Consider the following 20,343-nt stretch of genomic DNA (forward strand, 5'->3'; position numbering starts at 1 on the left):
TGTAAATAACTTTACAAGAATCTGTAAAACTTACATCATCCTTAGGAAGCTATTTTCTTGGAAAAATTTTATGTAAGTTTGCAAAAATTTTAATTAGAGAAATGAGCAAATTATTAATTGTAGGGACTGTTGCTTTTGACGCAATTGAAACACCATTTGGGAAAACTGATAAAATTTTAGGTGGTGCAGCTACATATATAGGTTTATCTGCTTCAAATTTTAACGTAGACGCAGCTATTGTATCAGTAGTTGGAGAAGATTTTCCTCAAGAATATTTAGATATGTTGGCTTCTAGAAATATTGATATTTCTGGAATAGAAGTAGTAAAAGGAGGAAAAACATTCTTTTGGAGTGGAAAATATCATAATGATATGAACTCTAGAGATACTTTAGTTACAGAGTTAAACGTATTAGCCGATTTTAACCCTGTAGTTCCAGAAAATTATAAAGATGCTGAAATTGTAATGTTAGGAAATCTACATCCTGGCGTACAAATGAGTGTAATTAACCAAATGAGCAAAAAGCCAAAGTTAATTGTTCTTGATACCATGAACTTTTGGATGGATTGTGCTTGGGACGATTTACTTGCTGTAATTAAGAAAGTAGATGTTATTACAATTAATGATGAAGAAGCTCGCCAACTATCTAAAGAATATTCTTTAGTAAAAGCCGCTCAGAAAATTCATGAAATGGGACCAAAATATGTAGTGATTAAAAAAGGAGAACACGGTGCGTTAATTTTTAACGACGGAAATATTTTCTTTGCTCCTGCATTACCGCTAGAAGAAGTGTTTGATCCTACTGGAGCTGGAGACACATTTGCAGGTGGTTTTTCAGGATATATAGCCAAGCATGAAGACATTTCTTTTGAAAGTATGAAAAATGCAATCATTTACGGTTCCAATTTAGCTTCCTTCTGTGTTGAAAAATTTGGAACACAACGAATGGAATCGCTCACAAATGAAGAAATTACAAATCGTCTGCAACAGTTTAAACAACTAACGCAGTTTGAAATAGAAATTAATTAAAAACTTGCGCTCGTTTTCGAGCGCTTTTTTTTATTACAGAAAAGAACAACAACACAACAAACTACACATAAATGAGTGATGCTTTGAAACATGAGTGCGGAATTGCACTTTTAAGGCTTTTAAAACCATTAGAATATTATAAAGAAAAATATGGTACTGCTTTTTATGGTATCAATAAAATGTATCTTCTAATGGAAAAACAGCACAATCGCGGACAAGATGGTGCTGGATTGGCTAGTATCAAACTTGATATGAATCCTGGAGAACGTTACATAAGTAGAGTTCGTTCCAACAACCCACAACCTATTCAAGATATTTTTGGGCAAATCAACGAACGTATCAATGCAGTTCTAGAGCAAGACGAAGACCTAAACCAAAATGTTGCCAGACAAAAAAAGGAACTCCCTTATCTTGGAGAACTATTTTTAGGACATGTTCGTTATGGAACGTTTGGAAAAAATAACATAGAAAGTGTTCATCCTTTTTTAAGACAAAACAATTGGATGCACCGTAATTTGATAGTAGCTGGAAACTTCAATATGACGAATGTAAATCAGCTTTTTGAAAAACTAATCAGCTTAGGACAACATCCTAAAGAAAAAGCCGACACGATAACCATAATGGAAAAAATCGGGCACTTCTTAGATGATGCAGTAGCAAAAATTTATAAAAAACTCAAAGCAGAAGGTTATAATAAACAACAAGCTTCTCCTTTAATTGCAGAGCGTTTAAATATAGCGAAGATCTTAAAAAAATCTGCTAAAGACTGGGATGGAGGTTACGCAATGGCAGGATTGTTAGGTCATGGCGATTCCTTTGTGCTTCGCGATCCTGCAGGAATTCGTCCTGCCTATTATTACAAAGATGATGAAATTGTGGTGGTAGCTTCTGAAAGACCTGTTATACAAACTGTATTTAATGTTGATTTTGAAAATGTTCAGGAAATTGAACCAGGAAATGCGTTAATTATTAAAAAAGACGGATCTATACAAACGAAAAAGATTTTAGAACCATTAACGCGAAAAGCATGTTCGTTTGAACGAATTTATTTTTCTAGAGGAAGTGATGCAGAAATATACCGAGAGCGAAAAATGCTTGGAAAATTGCTATTGCCAAAAGTATTAAAAGCTATTGATGATGACATCAACAACACAGTATTTTCGTTTATACCTAACACAGCAGAAACTTCCTTTTTTGGACTCACGGAAGCCGTTGAAGAATACTTGAACGAGCGTAAAACCAAAGAAATTTTAGATGGTCAGCGTTCATTATCTGCAGAAAAAGTACGTGAAATTCTTTCTGAGCGTCCAAGGGTTGAAAAAATAGCTATTAAAGATGTTAAACTACGAACATTTATTACTGAAGACAGTAGCCGCGACGACTTGGTAGCGCACGTATATGATGTAACCTATGGAGTGATAAAACCGCAAGATAATTTGGTCATTATTGATGATAGTATTGTACGTGGAACAACACTAAAGAAAAGTATCATTAAAATGATGGATCGTTTGCATCCCAAAAAGATTGTAGTCGTTTCTTCAGCTCCTCAAATTCGCTATCCTGATTGCTATGGAATTGACATGGCTCGAATGGAAGACTTGATTGCATTTAGAGCTTCATTAGAATTACTAAAAGAACGTGGTCAGTACAGTCTAGTTGAAGATGTTTACAAAAAATGCAAAGCGCAAGAAAACCTAAAAGATATAGATGTTCAAAATTTCGTAAAAGAAATCTACGAACCATTTACTGATGAAGAAATATCAGCAAAAATTAGTGAACTTATTACAACCGAAACTGTAAATGCTGAAGTACAAGTAATATTCCAAACAGTTGCCAATCTTAATGAGGCTTGCCCTAAAAATCTAGGAGATTGGTACTTTACAGGGAATTACCCTACCAACGGAGGAAATCGTGTGGTAAACAGAGCATTTATTAACTTTTATGAAGGAAATAAAGAGCGCGCTTATTAGTTCTTATACTCATTTCTTTAGAGCATTTTGCCACGTAAGAAAAATAGTCTTACAGATACAAAAAGCTTAAATAAAAGTTAAAATAAACACTTAGTCTAAAAAAGAGGTATTTGGTCTGATTTTTTATGACTCTTTTAACGAGTCTACTTACATTAGCAATGCCATAGCATAAGTAGGTTAAGTTCATGGTAAGATTTGGGGCAAAAAAAGGTGGTTTATTCCACCTTTTTTTATGCTTTTTTGTGAACTAAAAAAGACGAACATTTCTGCTCGTCTTTAATTAATTTTTTCCAAGAATTATCATTCTTACTTTGCCTCAGCATAACGTCTTTCTACTTCATTCCAGTTGATTACTTTGAAAAAAGCATCAATATAATCTGGACGTCTATTTTGATAATTTAAGTAATATGCGTGTTCCCAAACATCCAATCCTAAAATTGGAGTTCCTCCACAACCAACACCTGGCATTAATGGATTGTCTTGATTTGGAGTAGAACAAACTTCAACTTTTCCTCCTTTGTGAACACATAACCAAGCCCAACCCGAACCGAATTGAGTAGCAGCAGCTTTACTAAATGCCTCTATAAAAGCATCTTTAGAACCAAATTCTGCCTCTATAGCATCTTTTAATTCTCCCGAAAGATATCCTCTATCTTCTGGTTTCATTACTTCCCAGAAAAGGCTGTGATTGTAAAAACCACCTCCGTTGTTACGAACTGCTGTATTGTTCATATCTAAGTTCGTTAAAATATCTTCGATTGACTTCCCTTCAAGTTCAGTTCCTTCTATTGCGCTATTTAATTTTGTGGTATACCCGTTGTGATGTTTTGTATGGTGAATTTCCATAGTTCTAGCATCAATATTTGGTTCCAATGCATCATATGCATATGGTAATTTTGGTAATTCAAAAGCCATTATATTCTTTTTTTAGTTAAACATTAGTCTTTTACTCCTACAAATTTAATCATATAAGCCGACAATATAAAACAGTTAAAAAAGATTATGATAATCTTCACATAAAGTTAATCTATTCAAAAAGAAGTATTTCAAATTCAATTTATCATAAAAATACTACATAATGAGGCCTACTTTTTTGAAATACTTTTTGTTACTTTATAGAGAAGAGTCAAATTAACCACTTGATACTCCTCAACATAAATTTTGTTTAACCAAAAAATTAAAATCATGAAAAAAAAGAGTTTAACTAAAAAGTTGCAATTCAAAAAGACACAAATTTCTAACCTTGAATCCGAAAACATAAAAGGAGGTAGAACAGAGTATCGTTGTCAACCAATTAATTTATCCATTGCAGAAACTTGTATTTCAGACTGCGATCTTACCGTTACATGTACACAATACACAAACTGCAACGATTATTCATTTGCCAATTGTACCGTATATAATTGCGGCGGAACCGGTGGTGGAACTGGCGGCGGAACTGGTGGTAATTCTGGAGGAATTTCGTGTCCAGGATATGTCTGCTAAAAACTTCATCTATTACCTTTAAAATAAAGATGCTATTCGAAATGGTTTAAAATTCATTTTGAGTAGCATCTTTTTTTCATGTGAAGACAATTTATATTTTCAATTATCTTTGTAAAACAACTAAAAAACCTTCTGTGTCTACACCATTTATCATTTACAATGCTTCTGCTGGTTCTGGAAAGACGTATACTTTAGTCAAAGATTATTTGCGCATTCTTTTAAGTCAAACACAAAAAGATTCTTACAAGCAAATTTTGGCTGTTACTTTTACCAATAAAGCGGTTGCGGAAATGAAAGCTAGAATCATTAACAGTTTAAAGCAATTTGCTTTTGATGATGAAAGCCAAAAATCACCTATGTTTATAGATTTAGCAGAAGAGTTAACGCTACATCCTACTCAATTACAACAAAAAGCTAGAGAAGTTCTTAAAAGTATACTACATAATTATGCTTTTTTTGAAGTCGCTACAATCGACAAATTTACTCATAGCGTTATTCGAACTTTTGCATACGATTTGAAGCTTCCGCTGAACTTTGAAGTAGAACTTGACACAGATGCCCTACTTAATGAAGCGGTAGATCAACTCATTTCTAAAGCAGGAGAAGATGAGCTAGTTTCCAATGTTTTGATTGATTATGCTCTCGAAAAAGCCGATGAAGACAAAAGTTGGGATATTTCTTTTGACTTGAATGAGATTGCTAAACTTTTATTGAATGAAAACGAACTTCCGCATCTACGTAAGTTAAAGGACAAAACTCTGGCAGATTTTAATAAGTTAAAAGATGTACTTAAATCCAAGATTGACACAACAACTGAAAAATTAATCAGTACAGGTAATACCGTTTTGGAACTTATTGAAAATGCAGGATTAACCTTTGATGATTTTCTTCGAAAAACTTTACCCAACCATTTTAAAAAAATTGCAGAAGGCGACTTTAATGAAAGAAGCTTATACGGCAATAAATTAGCTGAAGATCTACAAAACGGAACAATATATAAAAAGACAACAAACCCCGCTACGGCTGCAACTATTGATCGTCTTTTACCGCAACTCACTGAAATCTACATAAGTTGTAAAGAAAACGTATATGAAATTGGTTTTCTCAAAAATTTCTATAAAAACATAACTCCGCTTTCTGTTCTAAATGCAATTCAACATGAGTTAGATACGTTGAAAGAAGAGCAAAATATTGTGTTAATCTCAGAATTCAATACACTTATCAGCGAAACCATCAAAGACGAACCTGCACCATTTATTTATGAGCGTTTAGGAGAAAAATACAAGCACTATTTTATTGATGAGTTTCAAGATACATCAGAAATGCAATGGCACAATTTGATTCCATTAATTTCAAACAAACTACAAACAGAAACACTAGATGGAAAAACCGGTTCATTAACTATTGTTGGTGATGCCAAACAATCTATATATCGTTGGCGTGGAGGAAAAGCAGAGCAATTTATTGGACTCAACAATGAAGTGAATCCTTTTTTTGTAGAAAAAGATCCTAGAAACTTACCTACAAACTATCGCAGTTATGATGAGATTATCAACTTTAACAATAGTTTTTTTCATCATCTTGCCGCATTTTTTCAAAAAGAAAATTACGCCAATATATATAAAAACGGAAGCTCGCAATTAATCAACGACAAAAAAGGAGGTTTTGTGTCGTTTCAATTTGTTGAAAGCAATACTGTTGAAGAAGAATTTGAAATAATTCCTCAAAAAGTATTGGAAAAAATTGAAGAAACGCTTCAAAATGGATTTTCCTATAAAGATATCTGTGTATTAACTCGAAAAAAAAGTGAAGGGATTGCCATAGCAGATATTCTATCAGCTCATGAAATTCCTATTATTTCCTCAGAAACCCTCCTTATTAAGCGTTCAAAAAAAGTAACTTTTGTAACTGATTTGCTCCGTTTGGCCATAGAACCGAAAAACAATGAAGTCAAATTGCAAATACTACATTATCTGGCTACAGAAAAACTAGCAATTTCAAACATACATCAGTTTTTAAAAAAACATGTAACTCTTGACTTAGACGAATTGTTTGGTGTTTTAACTGACTTTAATTTTGACTTTACTTATTTTTTACAATTATCCTTATACGAGGCTGTTGAATATTGTGTGCGAACATTTAAGCTCACAGAAGAATCAGATGCATATGTGCAATTTTTCTTGGATTTCGTATTGGAATATACACAGAAAAAACAACTTGGCTTTGCTGGATTTTTAGAATATTGGGAAAAGAGAAAAAACAACTTGAGCATTATTGCTTCGGGTGCAGAAAATGCAGTACAAATCATGACCATTCACAAATCAAAAGGATTGGAATTCCCTGTTGTCATATATCCGTTTGCCAAAGACGATATTTACAGAGAACAAAATGCTAAAATCTGGTATCCTGTGCAAAAGGAAGACTTCAATAATTTTGAAGAAGCCTATTTAAGTCTTAACAGCACTTTGAAAGACTATGGTGAATTGGGCGAATACTTGTACGATGAACGTCGGTCACAATTAGAATTGGATAATTTCAACATTCTGTATGTTGCTTTTACTCGTGCTGAACAACAATTACACGTCATCACAAAAACAGATATTGATAGTAAAGGGAATGAACGATTGCAAACTTTTTCAGGAATATTTATCAATTACCTTAAAAAAATAGGCAAATGGAATGACGAACAAACACTCTATACATTTGGTAACTCAGAAAAAAATTTAGCAAAAACAGACAACACTGAATCAATTGAAACCATTATTCAACAGCAATTTATTAGTACTGCTAAAGAAGAGCACAACTTACACTTAATGACCAAACAAGGATTGCTTTGGGATACTTCCCAAGAAGAAGCAATTGAAAAAGGAAATCTAATACATGATGTTTTAGCAGAAATAAAATACCCTTCCGACATTGACTTTGTATTGGATGAATATCTAAGTAAAGGAGTTATTGATGAAGAGCAACGCACCAAACTATCAAACAATATCCATCTTGTCGTTCAACATCCAGAAATTGCTCCATTTTTTGACCAAGAAAATACGGTATACAATGAAAAAGATATCATATCCAAAAATGGAAAAATTCTACGACCAGATCGCATAGTAGTAAACGCCAACGGAGAAACAATCATTATCGATTACAAAACAGGAATGCACAATCCTTATTATGTTGAACAAATATATGAATATGCAGATACTCTCTCTGAAATGGGATTCTTAGTAACACAAAAAATCATATTGTATATCAATGATAAAATTGACATAAACTATGTGTAAGCCTTCTTCCAATTTTGCATTTACCCTAAAAATACGGTAAAAAACGATGTTATTTTTACGATAAATTCAAAAGATTAATAGTCTAACTCAAAAATCGTAACTATTTTTGTAAAAAAAGAAAAAGTATGTACGGAAGTATACAACAACATTTACAACAAGAACTTCAAGAAATAAAGGACGCCGGACTTTATAAGAAAGAACGTATCATTACTTCTGCCCAAGGAGCAGAAATTACGATCAATACTGGAGAAACAGTGATCAATTTTTGTGCAAATAATTACCTAGGATTATCATCACATCCTGAGGTGATTCAAGCCGCAAAAGATGTAATGGATACACATGGTTTTGGAATGTCTTCTGTACGTTTTATTTGTGGAACACAAGATATTCACAAAAAATTAGAGCAAAAGATTGCAGAATTCTACGGAACTGAAGATACTATTTTATATGCTGCTGCATTTGATGCAAATGGAGGCGTTTTTGAACCACTACTATCAAAAGAAGACGCTATTATTTCAGATTCTCTAAATCATGCCTCTATTATTGATGGAGTTCGTTTATGCAAAGCTGCACGATATCGTTATCAAAACAATGACATGGCCGACTTAGAAAAGCAATTGCTTCAAGCTATTTCTGATGGAGCTCGTTTTAAGATTATTGTTACTGATGGTGTATTTTCCATGGATGGATTGGTAGCTCCGCTAGATGAAATAGTGGCCTTAGCTGAAAAATATGACGCTATGATTATGATTGACGAATGCCACGCCACTGGTTTTATAGGAGAAACAGGTCGAGGAACCTTAGAAGAAAAAAATGTAATGGGTAAAATTGATATCATTACAGGAACACTAGGAAAAGCTATGGGTGGAGCCATGGGTGGTTATACAACAGGAAAAAAAGAGATTATTGATATATTACGTCAACGTTCTAGGCCTTATTTATTTTCAAACTCTTTAGCTCCGGCTATTGTGGGTGCGTCAATTAAAGTTTTTGAAATGTTAGAGAACGATACTACACTTCGTGATAAATTAGCAGAAAATACAGCCTATTTCAAAAAAGGAATCAAAAATGCGGGGTTTGATATTGTTGATGGTGATTCAGCTATAGTGCCTGTAATGCTATATGACGCCAAGCTATCGCAAGTGATGGCCGACAAACTATTAGAAAAGGGAATCTATGTAATCGGTTTCTTTTATCCTGTAGTTCCAAAAGGAAAAGCAAGAATTCGTGTGCAATTATCTGCTGCTCATACAAAAGCTCACTTAGATAAGGCAATTACAGCTTTTACTGAAATCGGAAAAGAATTAAATGTAATTTAAATACTTTAATGTGTATATTTCTTAAGGGATTCTAAAAAAATTAATATATTTGTCTTTGTTAATAAGTTTTAACAACTTACATTTGTCCTTTAATTAACACTTAAAATTAAATAATTAAAACATGAAACATCTTAGCAGATTTTTAGTTGCTTTGTTGCTTGTAGTAGGATTCAGCAACGTAAAAGCTCAAGACGAAAATAACCCTTGGCAAATAAATATTGCCGTTAATGCTGTTGACTTCTACCCAACAAATGATATGGAAGCGGCTGGTATTACTGGAAAGTGGTTTGACGAATACTTCAATGTAGGAGACCACTATAATATCCTACCAACACTTTCTACAATTAGCGTTTCTAAATATGTTGGAGACGGATTTTCTGTTGGAGTTAGAGGTTCTGTGAACAGAATTGAAAACTATGGAGATGTTAAAGTAGAAGATTTAACTTACTACGGATTTGATGGTATGATTAAGTACAACATTAACGAACTTGTTGATTTAGGGAAATTTGATCCTTATGTAGAAGTTGGTGGTGGTTATACTTGGGTTGATGATATCGGAGCAGGTACTTTAAACGGAGGTTTAGGTTTAAACTACTGGTTTACTGATAACATCGCTTTCAACTTACAATCTAACTATAAGCACTCTTTCGAGGATTATTTAGCTCCTCACTTCCAACACATGGCTGGTATTGCTATCCGTTTTGGAGGAAAAGATACTGACGGTGATGGAATTTACGATAGAGAAGATGCATGTCCAGACGTAAAAGGTTTACCAGAATTCAACGGATGTCCTGATACTGATGGTGACGGAATCGAAGATAGTAAAGATGAATGTCCTGATACAGCTGGTTTAGCTGCATTAAACGGATGTCCTGATACTGACGGTGACGGAATCGCTGACGCTAAGGATGATTGTCCAGAAGTTGCTGGTTTAGCTTCTTTAAATGGATGTCCAGATGCTGACGGTGACGGAATCGCTGACGCTAAAGATAACTGTCCAAACGAAGCAGGACCATCTGCAAACAAAGGATGCCCATGGACTGATAAAGATGGTGACGGAGTATTAGACAAAGATGACAGATGTCCAGAAGTAGCTGGTGTTGCTGAAAACGATGGATGTCCTCCAGTAGCTAGAATGACTGTTACTGAAATCACTGAATTAGACAACTTAGCAAGAACTGTATACTTCAACTCTGGAAAAGATTCTTTCAAAGCTGAAACGTATGCTATCTTAGACAAGATTGCTGAATTAATCAAAGGGTTCCCTAAAGAAGAATTCACAATCGGTGGACACACTGACAGTGTAGGATCTGATGCTTTAAACCAAAAGTTATCTGAAAAGAGAGCTAATGCGGTTAAGAAATATTTAGAGTCTAAAGTAAGTAACAAGTTTACTGCTGTAGGATATGGAGAATCTGACCCTATCGCATCTAACGGAACTAGAGCAGGAAGAGCTCAAAACAGAAGAGTAGAGATTAAATTAGATAGAAAATAATTTAGTTACATATAAGACTATAGAAAACGCCTCGAAATATCGAGGCGTTTTTTTATTTTTACTTTTATGAAATCATTCCTGTCACATGTTGTTAATTACATTTTAAAAAACAATACAGATATCAGTAATCTTACACTGGTGCTTCCAAGTAAACGTGCTGGTGTTTTCTTAAAAAATGAACTCTCTCTACAAATACAGCAAACTATATTTGCCCCAGATATTTTAAGCATTGAAGAATTAGTAGAACAAATATCTGGCTATACCTCAGTAAGTAATACCGAGTTGCTTTTTGAGTTTTATACCGTATATAAAGAATTGACTCCAAAAAGTGAACAAGAGCCTTTTGACTCTTTCTCTAAATGGGCTCAAATACTATTACAGGATTTTAATGAAATAGACCGCTATCTCATTTCTCATACCGAAATTTTTAATTATCTCAGCGCTGTTCAAAGAATTCAACAATGGTCTCCAGACAAAGAGCCTAGCGACTTAATGACTAATTATTTGAAATTTTGGGATAAGCTACAAGAATACTACGAAAATTTAGTTGAAAAAATAACTCAAAAAGGAATTGCATATCAAGGGCTCGTATATCGTGAAGCTGTTGATAGTTTGGAGTTCTATCTTCAGAAAAACGAGCATAAAAAACATTACTTTATTGGTTTTAATGCCTTGAACACTGCTGAAGAAAAAATTATACAAGAATTTCTAGAAGTTGGCTTAGCAGAAATTGTATGGGATACAGACCAAGTATTTTTTGACGATTCTCAACATGATGCGAGTTTATTTTTACGTCGACATCGCTACGAATGGAACTATTTTAAAAAACACCCTTTTTTATGGATTGATACTCATTTTTCTCAGGAAAAAGATATACATATTATTGGCGTTCCTAAAAATGTTACTCAAGCTAAATATATTGGGGAAATATTACAACAATTACACACAAATGATGAAAGTCTCCAAGATGTTGCTGTAGTACTAGGTGAAGAACAATTATTAATTCCCTGCTTAAACTCACTTCCACCTGCTATTGAACGACTCAATATCACTATGGGTTTCCCATTAAAAGACATTCCACTAGCAACTACCTTTAATAATTTGTTTGTTTTACAGGAACATTATAAAAACAATGCTTTTTATTATAAGAATGTCATCAATATCCTTTCAGATACTAACTTACGACCGCTATTTCAAGTAAATCAACAAAATATTGCTACCATTATTATTGACTATATTCAAACCAATAATATCATTTTTATTACTACAGAAGCTATTATTGAACGCTTTCCTAATGAACTACAGGAAATTGCTCAAACTTTATTTACTTTTTGGAATAATCAGCCGAAAATTGCCATACAAAATAGCATAGCTCTTATTCGTCGTTTAAAATCTGTATTGATACAACAAAGAGAACAACATTTACTAGCGTTGGAATATTTATATCGCTTCAATGAAGTTTTCAATCAGTTGCAACTCTTAGTTAAACAACACAATTATATTACAGATTTAAAATCATTATTAGCTTTATATAAAGAGATAATAAGCACTGAGACCCTCGATTTTAAAGGAGAACCTTTGCAAGGCTTACAATTGATGGGAATGCTGGAAACACGTGTGCTCGATTTTAAAACAGTTATTCTTTCTTCTGTCAACGAAGGCATTTTACCATCAGGGAAAAGCAACAATTCCTTTATTCCTTTTGATTTAAAAAAACAATTTAACCTGCCAACTTACAAGGAAAAAGATGCTATATATACGTATCATTTTTACCGATTGTTACATAGAGCAGAAAAAGTGTACCTACTATACAATACAGAAGCAGATGGCTTAAATGGTGGTGAAAAAAGTCGCTTCCTAATGCAATTAGAAACGTATAAATTGCCCAACCATACTATTACACAAAATGTTGTAATTCCAAAAGTGCCTAAAATTGAATCAAAGCTAGCTGTAATTCCGAAAGATGACTCTGTTTTAGCTCGATTAAAAGATATAGCAGCCAAAGGTTTTTCTCCTTCTGCATTAACCTCCTACATTCGGAATCCTATTGACTTTTATTATCAAAAAATATTAGGTATTAATGAATATGAAGTAGTAGAAGAAACTGTGGCAGCCAACACACTAGGGACAGTTGTACACGACACCTTAGAAATGCTATACAAACCCTTTGAAGGGAAGATTGTTTCTTCACACGATGTAAAAGCTATGTTCAAGCAAGTAGAATTGTTAGTCTCTCAAAATTTTAAAAAGACATATGGAGAAGGCAACATTCAACGAGGAAAAAATCTTATCATTTTTAATGTAGCCAAACGATATGTAACAAACTTTTTACAACAAGAACTACAAACGCTCAAAAAAGGAAAAATATTACGAATATTACAAATCGAACAAACGTTACAAGCAAAAGTAGAAATTCCCAACCTAGATTTTCCTGTGTATATTGGTGGAAAAGTAGACCGAGTGGACGAACTTGATGGCGTTATGCGTATTATTGATTACAAAACTGGAAAAGTTGTACAAAGTGATTTGGAAATTGTTGATTGGGAATTGCTTACCCAAGACTATAAATACAGTAAAAGTTTTCAAGTACTGGCATATGCATATATGATTTACCAAAAACAAGGCTTTTCTAATGAAACCGAAGCCGGCATTATTTCCTTCAAAAACTTACAAAGTGGCTTTTTAAAGTTTGGCACTAAAGAATCTGCGAGAGCACGTTCCAAAAACCAAACAATTACACTTGAACTATTGGAAGATTTCTTATCAGAACTTACAAAACTTATTCTAGAAATATGTGATATATCAATTCCGTTTACTGAAAAAGAAGTATAACCATGATTCAAAAGCTAAGAAATAACGTTTTAACGCGCTTTAATAACAAAAGCATCCTTATAGATTATTTTTTTGAGAACAGTGCTAAGCCAAAGCCAATTGTCTTATTTTGTCATGGTTATAAAGGATTTAAAGATTGGGGCGCATGGAACTTAGTTGCTGACACATTTGCAAAAGCAGGTTTTTTTTTCGTTAAATTCAATTTTTCTCATAATGGTGGCACCATGGAGCAACCTATTGATTTTCCAGACTTACAATCATTTGGAGAAAATAACTATTCAAAAGAATTAGACGATTTACAATTTGTCATTCATCACATTACTGATTCTTCTTTTTCTTTTTCATCAGAAGTAAATACAGAACATATTTCACTAATTGGACATTCTCGTGGAGGTGGAATTGTGACCATTACAGCCGCAGAAAATAAAAAAATTACCCAAATAGTCTCTTGGGCTGGCGTTTCAGATTATGCGGTACGTTTTCCAAAAGGAACTGCTTTGGAAGATTGGAAAACTAAAGGAGTAATGTATGTTACCAATGGACGTACAAAACAGCAAATGCCACATTATTATCAGTTTTTTGAAGATTTTCAAGCAAATGCTAAGCGTTTACATATTGAAAAAGCCACTCAAAAGCTCACTATTCCACATTTGATAATTCATGGCACAAATGATTCTGCTGTTTCGATGGAAGAAGCTAGAAATCTAAACCATTGGAATCCTAATAGTGAACTTGTACTTATTGAAAATGCCGATCACGTTTTTGGTGCACGCCATCCGTGGAATGAATCATTTTTACCAAACGATTTACAAAAAGTGGTACAAACAACCATTGATTTTATTAAAAACACATAAAAAAAACGAGTTTTTCAACTCGCTTTTTTAACATCATCTCTTATTGTTGTTCGTTGCACTTCTGGTGACACGTATATATTACTGCTGTATCACCGCTACAATTTGGATCGTCAGAACCTCTTCTAAATTGTCCTTTTACAACTTCTCCCTTTAAACTGCTAATTACTTTTTTACGCAGATGTAAACTTTTTAAGTTTCTTTTTTTCATGATTTAAAAATTTTTGGTTAATGTCTAAAGTTACAAAATAGAAACATATAGAAACTAAAAAGCTGCTCAATATCAATATCGAGCAGCTTAGGTATTGTAAAATAATTTGTTTTGCTATTCCGATCCTTTCAAAACTAATAACGGCAAACGACTTTCAAAATCTACTTTTTTCACAGAATTCTGCTCCCAAAGTTTTTGAAAAAATCCTCTCTTACGTCTAAATACGCAAATCATATCTGGATTATTAGCATTTAAATGCTCTAAAACACCTTGAAACAACGTTGAATTTTCCGAACTTCGATATCCTGAAGTTATAGCTGCCAACTCAGAATGAAATTCTTGATCTTCTGGTAAAAAATCGGGTGTTTTTATTTGTAATAATTGCATTTGCGCACCAAAAACCTCTAAAATTGTTTCTAATGGTTTTAACACTTCTTTCCTTTTGATAATACCTGATTTAATGGCTGTCAACACTTTTTTAATAGGCTGAAAAACATACCCTTCAGGAACAACCAACACAGAAATATCGGTTTGTTTCACAATGCTTCCTGAAGTACTTCCTAAAAACACTTCTTCTTTAATAGAATTGCTTCTCGGTCCTAGAATAATCAAATCGATACCGAGTTCTTTATCAATAGCATTAATACTGTCAATCACATTTCCTTTTGCTGCAATAATGGAAACCTCAACATCTTTCAACTCTACACTATCAACGATTTCTTTTACATATCCTTTTGTTTCACGATCAATAATTTCGTTGACATTTAAAATAGTTCCTGCTTTCGAAAGCACTTTGAAAGCTCTAAAAACAAATACTTTTGCCTTCATAACTTGTGCAAAATCTATCGCATATTGTAATGTACTTTTTGCATTTGCTGACTCTCCTATGGGAACTAAAATGTGTTGCATTGTCTTATTTTTTTTGCAAAAATAATGATTTTTTAATTCAAAGCTTCTTTTTCATTTTTTTAAAATATCTTTAAAAACTGCAACTACAATCTATTATTAGATGAATCTACACGTTCGAAAAGCAACTGATAAAGACATAGATACGCTTTTAAAAATTACAAAAGCGTGTGCGCAATATATGATTACAAAACAAATTTTTCAGTGGAATGAAAACTATCCCAATCGCGAAATTTTTGAAAAAGATATATTGCGTGAAGAATTATATGTACTTATCTCATCTGCGAAAGTTGTGGGATGCATTGTGGTTTCTACATTAATGGATGAAGAATATAAATCGGTACAATGGGTAACACCTAATAATCAGAATCTATATATACATCGATTGGCCATTCACCCAAAACAGCAAGGCAAAGGATATGCTCAATTCTTAATGGAGTTTGCTGAAAACTATGCTATAAGAAATAACTATCGCTCTATAAGATTAGACACGTTTAGTAAGAATCATAGAAACCAAAAGTTTTACGAACTTCGCGGTTATAAACGACTCGAAAATATATACTTTCCCAAACAAAGTGTATATCCATTTTATTGTTACGAACGTATCTTTTGAAAACGAAAGTCTCCACATCTTTAGTCAACAAACTAGCAATTCCTGCACTCATTGCGGGCATAGCAGAACCCGTATTATCAATTACAGATACTGCTGTTGTTGGAAATGTTGATATACATGCCACCGAAGCCTTAGCCGCAGTAGGTATTGCAGGTGCATTTATTTCAATGCTCGTATGGGTTTTTGGACAAACTCGCAGTGCTATTTCTGCATTGGTATCCCAATATTTGGGTGCAAATAAGTTAGAACAGATTAAAACATTACCCGCGCAAGCAATTGCTATCATCTTACTAATTAGTTTTTTACTCATTCTAATTACGTATCCTTTTGCAGAGTCAGTTCTAAAACTGTATAATGCTCATGGGATCATTTTAGATTACAGCAGCTCCTATTACCGAATACGAATTTTTGGCTTGCCTTTCACTCTGCTTACATTTGCCATTTTTGGAGTCTTCAGAGGTTTACAAAACACTATCATTCCTATGATTGTTGCCATTCTTGGGGCAGTGCTCAATGTGATTTTAGATTTTGCTCTTGTATATGGAATAGAAGGTTTTATCCCAGCAATGCATATAGAAGGAGCTGCATATGCAAGCTTGATTTCTCAGTTGATGATGGCACTATTATCTATTCTATTTTTATGTAAAAAAACTCAAATTCCACTAAAGATACAGTTTCCCCTTCACCACGAACTACCTAATTTGGTAATTATGATTGTGAACTTAGTCATTAGAACTATTGCGCTTAATACCGCATTATACTTTGGCACCTCTTTTTCAACAGGGTATGGTGCTCAATACAGCGCTGCTTATACTATTTTAATAAATATTTGGTTTTTCGGTGCTTTTGTTATTGATGGATATTCAAGTGCAGGAAATATTCTTTCAGGTAAACTTTATGGAGAAAAAAATTATACGGAACTCGTAAAATTGAGCGAGCGATTGACCAAATATGCCATATATGTTGGCGTAGGTATGTTCATCATTGGCGGAATATTATATTATCCTATTGGAAGGCTTTTTACAAAAGAAGCAGACGTCTTACAAGAATTCTATGCTGTTTTTATTCTCGTATTGGCCATGCAACCTATTTGTGCTATCGCCTTTATTTTTGATGGCATTTTTAAAGGTTTAGGAAAAATGGCTACACTCCGAAATGTATTATTGATTGCTACTTTTGCAGTATTTGTTCCGACAATTTTTATTTTGGATTCATTACATTTAAAATTATATGGTGTTTGGATAGCATTTATATTATGGATTATAGCTCGTGGATTTCCACTTATTTATATATTTCGCAAAGAGTTTGTACCAAAAACTAGAGAATAGATTAAAACATATATTCTTCGCTTTTTTTACATTATTTTCTACTTACAATAACGTCTAGACATACACATCATAATAATACAAATAGAGATGAATTCTTATTGTTAAAAATGTTGACTGTGGAAAATCTTCTTATTTTTATGCTTTAAAAGCAATTCCTTATGACGACAACTAGAACAAACGGAAGTTTATATACAAGCATTCAAAATCATATTGCAACAATAGAGTTTGGGCATCCTGCAAGTAATTCTTTTCCTGGTGAATTATTGGAGCGCTTAACGAATGAGCTTAAAAAATTAGGACAAAACAATGCTGTACACATCATTATTTTAAAAAGCGAAGGCAATCGTGCATTTTGTGCAGGCGCTTCTTTTGATGAGTTAGTAGCTATTGATAACTTAGAAGAAGGAAAAACTTTTTTTAGTGGTTTTGCGAATGTTATCAATGCCATGCGTACTTGTGGAAAATTAATTGTTGGTCGCATACAAGGAAAAGCCGTTGGTGGCGGTGTTGGGATAATTGCTGCATGTGATTATGCATTTGCTACGGAAGCTGCATCCATAAAACTTTCAGAATTGACTATTGGAATCGGTCCTTTTGTAATTGCTCCTGCGGTACAAAACCGAATTGGCAAAGCTGGTTTTTCTGAATTAAGTCTAGCACCAACCGAATGGAAAACTGCGTATTGGGCAAAAGAAAAAGGTTTATTTGCTAAGGTTTTTGAAACTCAATCAGAATTGGACAAGGAAGTAGAACTCTTCTCGGCAAAACTCGCTTCTTACAATCCAAACGCCTTGACAAACATGAAAAAAATACTATGGGAAGACACTCAGCATTGGGACACGCTACTTTTTGAACGCGCCGAACTTTCTGGGAAATTAGTCCTTTCGGATTTTACCAAAAATGCGTTGGCAAAGTTTAGGAAATAAGATTTTTAGATAGTTTAGACTCGCTTTGTCATTCCTCACATGATGCGAATCTTGCTGCTAGAGTTATTATGCGTCTATTTGAGTGAAGTTTCTATGAAATTTTGTATCGAGAACCCCTTCTTTATTATTAAAAATAGGTGTTTCAATATCCATATCGAAAGAAAATAAATACATTTCTTTATTTTAGCTCTAAAAAAAATTTCATGTATCTTAATTTTTCACACACAAATTTATCTGAAACTGAAGAAATAAGTGGTAAACAAATAAAAAGTATTTATTTTTTAAATAATAAGCCCATAAACTTTCTTAAAAAAGAAAAGGAAAAAACGCAAGTAGGAGAGTTTAAAACCATAAATTTTTTCGTCGGCGCCAATAACTCTGGTAAAAGTAGGTTTTTGAAAGCTTTATTAAAATCATGTGATGAATTTATTGAAATATCAAGCCAAGAAGGGAAATCTCTAGAAAGTATGAAAAAGGACATTGATATTTTCTGTGAAAAGGTTGTTAAGGGAGAAGGGTTTTTTGAAATTATTGATAGTTATAATAGTATATTCAAGAATCTTGATGATTATAAAATGTTGAAAAATAACATTGATTCTAATGAGAAAGAATTATTTTTTAAAAACTTAAAAGAAAATTCTGTTTTAGCAAATTTTAATAATACTTTTGGATTTAATCATTTTCGTAAATCCGTTAATAATTTATTTGAAGAAATTTTTTTTATACAAAGGAATGAGCCTAAAAACAAAATATATATTCCAATACTGAGAAGTACTCATAACAGTCCTCATTTAAACACAGATTCTTTCGAAAAAACGATTGAATTAAATTATAAAATAAAAGAAGATATTATTTTTACTGGATTGGAAGTCTATGACAAGGTTTATAGGTTTAATAATGCTAAAGACCATAAGAGAGTTGATTTAGAAGAATTTCAATCTTTCTTATCAAAGTATTTTTTCAATAATAAGAAAGTAAAACTGACTTATGATATTGAAGATAAAGAACTTCTCATTCAAGTCGGTAAAGACGAGAAGGCTATACATCATGTGGGAGACGGAATTCAAGCAATCATAATTTTATTACTTCCCGTATTTACTGCCCAAGATAAAACATGGCTTTTTATTGAAGAACCTGAAACACATCTACACCCTGGTTTTCAACGTATTTTTTTAGAAACCATATTAAATGATGAATACATTAAATCTAAAAACTTAAAATTTTTTTTTACAACACATTCAAATCACTTTTTAGACTTAACTATTGATAAAAATGATATTAGTATTTTTCAATTTCAAAAGATTAATTCTGAAAGATTTGAAATAAAAGAAAATGTAAAACCAGATAAAGAAATTTTAGATAAACTTGGTGTACAGTCTTCTTCAATCTTTTTGGCAAATACTTCTATATGGGTGGAAGGTCCAACAGATCGAAAATATATTTCTAAATTTTTAAAATTATATGTTAACAGTAAAAGAAATGAATCTCCATTAAAAGAAGACATTGATTTTGCTTTTTTTGAATATGGTGGAAATTTAATTACTCACTATTTGTTTGATGATGAAATTGAATATTCCGAAGAAGAAGTTAAAGACATTATAAATTCATTTGCTCTTTCAAATAGAATCTGTTTGATTGCTGATAATGATAATGCCAAAGGAAAAAGCCAAAAAGCTAGAAGAGCTGAAGAATTAGAAATCCTCAGCAAAAAATCCTCTAATTTTCTTTATTTGAATACAATCTGTAAAGAAATTGAAAACTTATTACCATTGAAAACCGTTAACGGTTTTATGGAAACATTAATAAAAAAAGAAGTCGAAAAAATTTCTTTTAAAAGAGATGATTATAAAAATATTGGCTTAGGAAAGTTCTATAAGGATAAGTTTATAGAAAGCGGTTTTAAAGAAAAGTATTTAAAGGCTTTTTACTCAAATTCAGGAACTTTAAAAAATGACTACAAATTGAAAATTTGCAACTACTTTTTAGAAAGTGATATAACATATAAAGAACTTATTTATAATAATGAAGAATTAAGGGTTTTTATTGAAAAGCTTTATGATTTTATTAAAAAAAAATAGTTTTAATTTTTAATAATAAT

General features: G+C 32.7%; 15 protein-coding genes. 12 read left to right on the plus strand and 3 right to left on the minus strand.

Going from position 1 to position 20,343, the window contains the following annotated elements:
• Nucleotides 1–101 precede the first annotated feature (101 nt).
• Together AA088_RS02400 and AA088_RS02405 are read left to right on the plus strand one after the other, a co-directional pair.
• Nucleotides 102–1,028 carry a PfkB family carbohydrate kinase gene (locus tag AA088_RS02400; protein WP_046743354.1) on the plus strand — a complete coding sequence of 309 codons (927 nt, stop codon included), beginning with the start codon at nucleotides 102–104 and terminating at the stop codon, nucleotides 1,026–1,028.
• Between the two features lie 71 nt (nucleotides 1,029–1,099).
• Nucleotides 1,100–2,998, plus strand: a complete 1,899-nt coding sequence (locus tag AA088_RS02405) for an amidophosphoribosyltransferase (RefSeq protein ID WP_046743355.1) — start codon at nucleotides 1,100–1,102, stop codon at nucleotides 2,996–2,998.
• Between the two features lie 306 nt (nucleotides 2,999–3,304).
• On the opposite strand, the gene AA088_RS02410 is transcribed toward AA088_RS02405, so the two are convergent.
• Nucleotides 3,305–3,913 carry a superoxide dismutase gene (locus tag AA088_RS02410; protein WP_046743356.1) on the minus strand — a complete coding sequence of 203 codons (609 nt, stop codon included), beginning with the start codon at nucleotides 3,911–3,913 and terminating at the stop codon, nucleotides 3,305–3,307.
• Nucleotides 3,914–4,183: 270 nt separating this feature from the next.
• Between AA088_RS02410 and AA088_RS02415 the strand changes: the two genes are divergently transcribed.
• The 6 genes from AA088_RS02415 to AA088_RS02440 all read left to right on the plus strand — a co-directional run bounded on the left by AA088_RS02415 (nucleotide 4,184) and on the right by AA088_RS02440 (nucleotide 14,264).
• Nucleotides 4,184–4,483, plus strand: coding sequence for a hypothetical protein (locus AA088_RS02415; protein ID WP_046743357.1), 300 nt, complete (start codon nucleotides 4,184–4,186; stop codon nucleotides 4,481–4,483).
• Between the two features lie 134 nt (nucleotides 4,484–4,617).
• Nucleotides 4,618–7,764, plus strand: a complete 3,147-nt coding sequence (locus AA088_RS02420; protein ID WP_046743358.1) for a UvrD-helicase domain-containing protein — start codon at nucleotides 4,618–4,620, stop codon at nucleotides 7,762–7,764.
• Nucleotides 7,765–7,889: 125 nt separating this feature from the next.
• Nucleotides 7,890–9,083: a glycine C-acetyltransferase gene (kbl, locus tag AA088_RS02425; RefSeq protein ID WP_046743359.1), complete on the plus strand. Its 1,194-nt coding sequence runs from the start codon at nucleotides 7,890–7,892 to the stop codon at nucleotides 9,081–9,083.
• A gap of 121 nt (nucleotides 9,084–9,204) precedes the next feature.
• Nucleotides 9,205–10,578 (plus strand): OmpA family protein, encoded by a 1,374-nt coding sequence (locus AA088_RS02430; protein WP_046743360.1) that lies wholly within the window; start codon nucleotides 9,205–9,207, stop codon nucleotides 10,576–10,578.
• 66 nt (nucleotides 10,579–10,644) lie between these two features.
• Nucleotides 10,645–13,410, plus strand: a complete 2,766-nt coding sequence (locus AA088_RS02435; protein WP_046743361.1) for a PD-(D/E)XK nuclease family protein — start codon at nucleotides 10,645–10,647, stop codon at nucleotides 13,408–13,410.
• Nucleotides 13,411–13,412: 2 nt separating this feature from the next.
• Nucleotides 13,413–14,264 carry an alpha/beta hydrolase family protein gene (locus AA088_RS02440; protein ID WP_174442395.1) on the plus strand — a complete coding sequence of 284 codons (852 nt, stop codon included), beginning with the start codon at nucleotides 13,413–13,415 and terminating at the stop codon, nucleotides 14,262–14,264.
• 40 nt (nucleotides 14,265–14,304) lie between these two features.
• Here the strand turns inward: AA088_RS02440 and AA088_RS18140 are convergent, their stop codons facing one another.
• Nucleotides 14,305–14,472, minus strand: coding sequence for a hypothetical protein (locus tag AA088_RS18140; RefSeq protein WP_156168366.1), 168 nt, complete (start codon nucleotides 14,470–14,472; stop codon nucleotides 14,305–14,307).
• 114 nt (nucleotides 14,473–14,586) lie between these two features.
• Entirely contained in the window at nucleotides 14,587–15,381 is a 795-nt protein-coding gene (locus AA088_RS02445; RefSeq protein ID WP_046743362.1) for a universal stress protein, read from the minus strand.
• A gap of 100 nt (nucleotides 15,382–15,481) precedes the next feature.
• Between AA088_RS02445 and AA088_RS02450 the strand changes: the two genes are divergently transcribed.
• From AA088_RS02450 to AA088_RS02465, 4 genes are all read left to right on the plus strand, one after another.
• Nucleotides 15,482–15,991, plus strand: a complete 510-nt coding sequence (locus tag AA088_RS02450) for a GNAT family N-acetyltransferase (protein ID WP_046743363.1) — start codon at nucleotides 15,482–15,484, stop codon at nucleotides 15,989–15,991.
• The gene (locus tag AA088_RS02455) at nucleotides 15,988–17,319 is read left to right on the plus strand and encodes an MATE family efflux transporter (protein WP_046743364.1); all 1,332 of its coding nucleotides are present in this window, start codon (nucleotides 15,988–15,990) and stop codon (nucleotides 17,317–17,319) included. Before AA088_RS02450 ends, AA088_RS02455 begins: the two co-directional genes overlap by 4 nt.
• Before the next feature lie 158 nt (nucleotides 17,320–17,477).
• Nucleotides 17,478–18,245, plus strand: coding sequence for an enoyl-CoA hydratase/isomerase family protein (locus tag AA088_RS02460; RefSeq protein ID WP_046743365.1), 768 nt, complete (start codon nucleotides 17,478–17,480; stop codon nucleotides 18,243–18,245).
• Nucleotides 18,246–18,448: 203 nt separating this feature from the next.
• Complete coding sequence (locus AA088_RS02465) at nucleotides 18,449–20,323, plus strand: AAA family ATPase (protein ID WP_156168368.1); 1,875 nt, start codon at nucleotides 18,449–18,451, stop codon at nucleotides 20,321–20,323.
• Nucleotides 20,324–20,343: the final 20 nt, after the last annotated feature.

The sequence above is a fragment of the Kordia zhangzhouensis genome, assembly GCF_001005305.1.
Classification (GTDB): Bacteria; Bacteroidota; Bacteroidia; order Flavobacteriales; family Flavobacteriaceae; genus Kordia; species Kordia zhangzhouensis.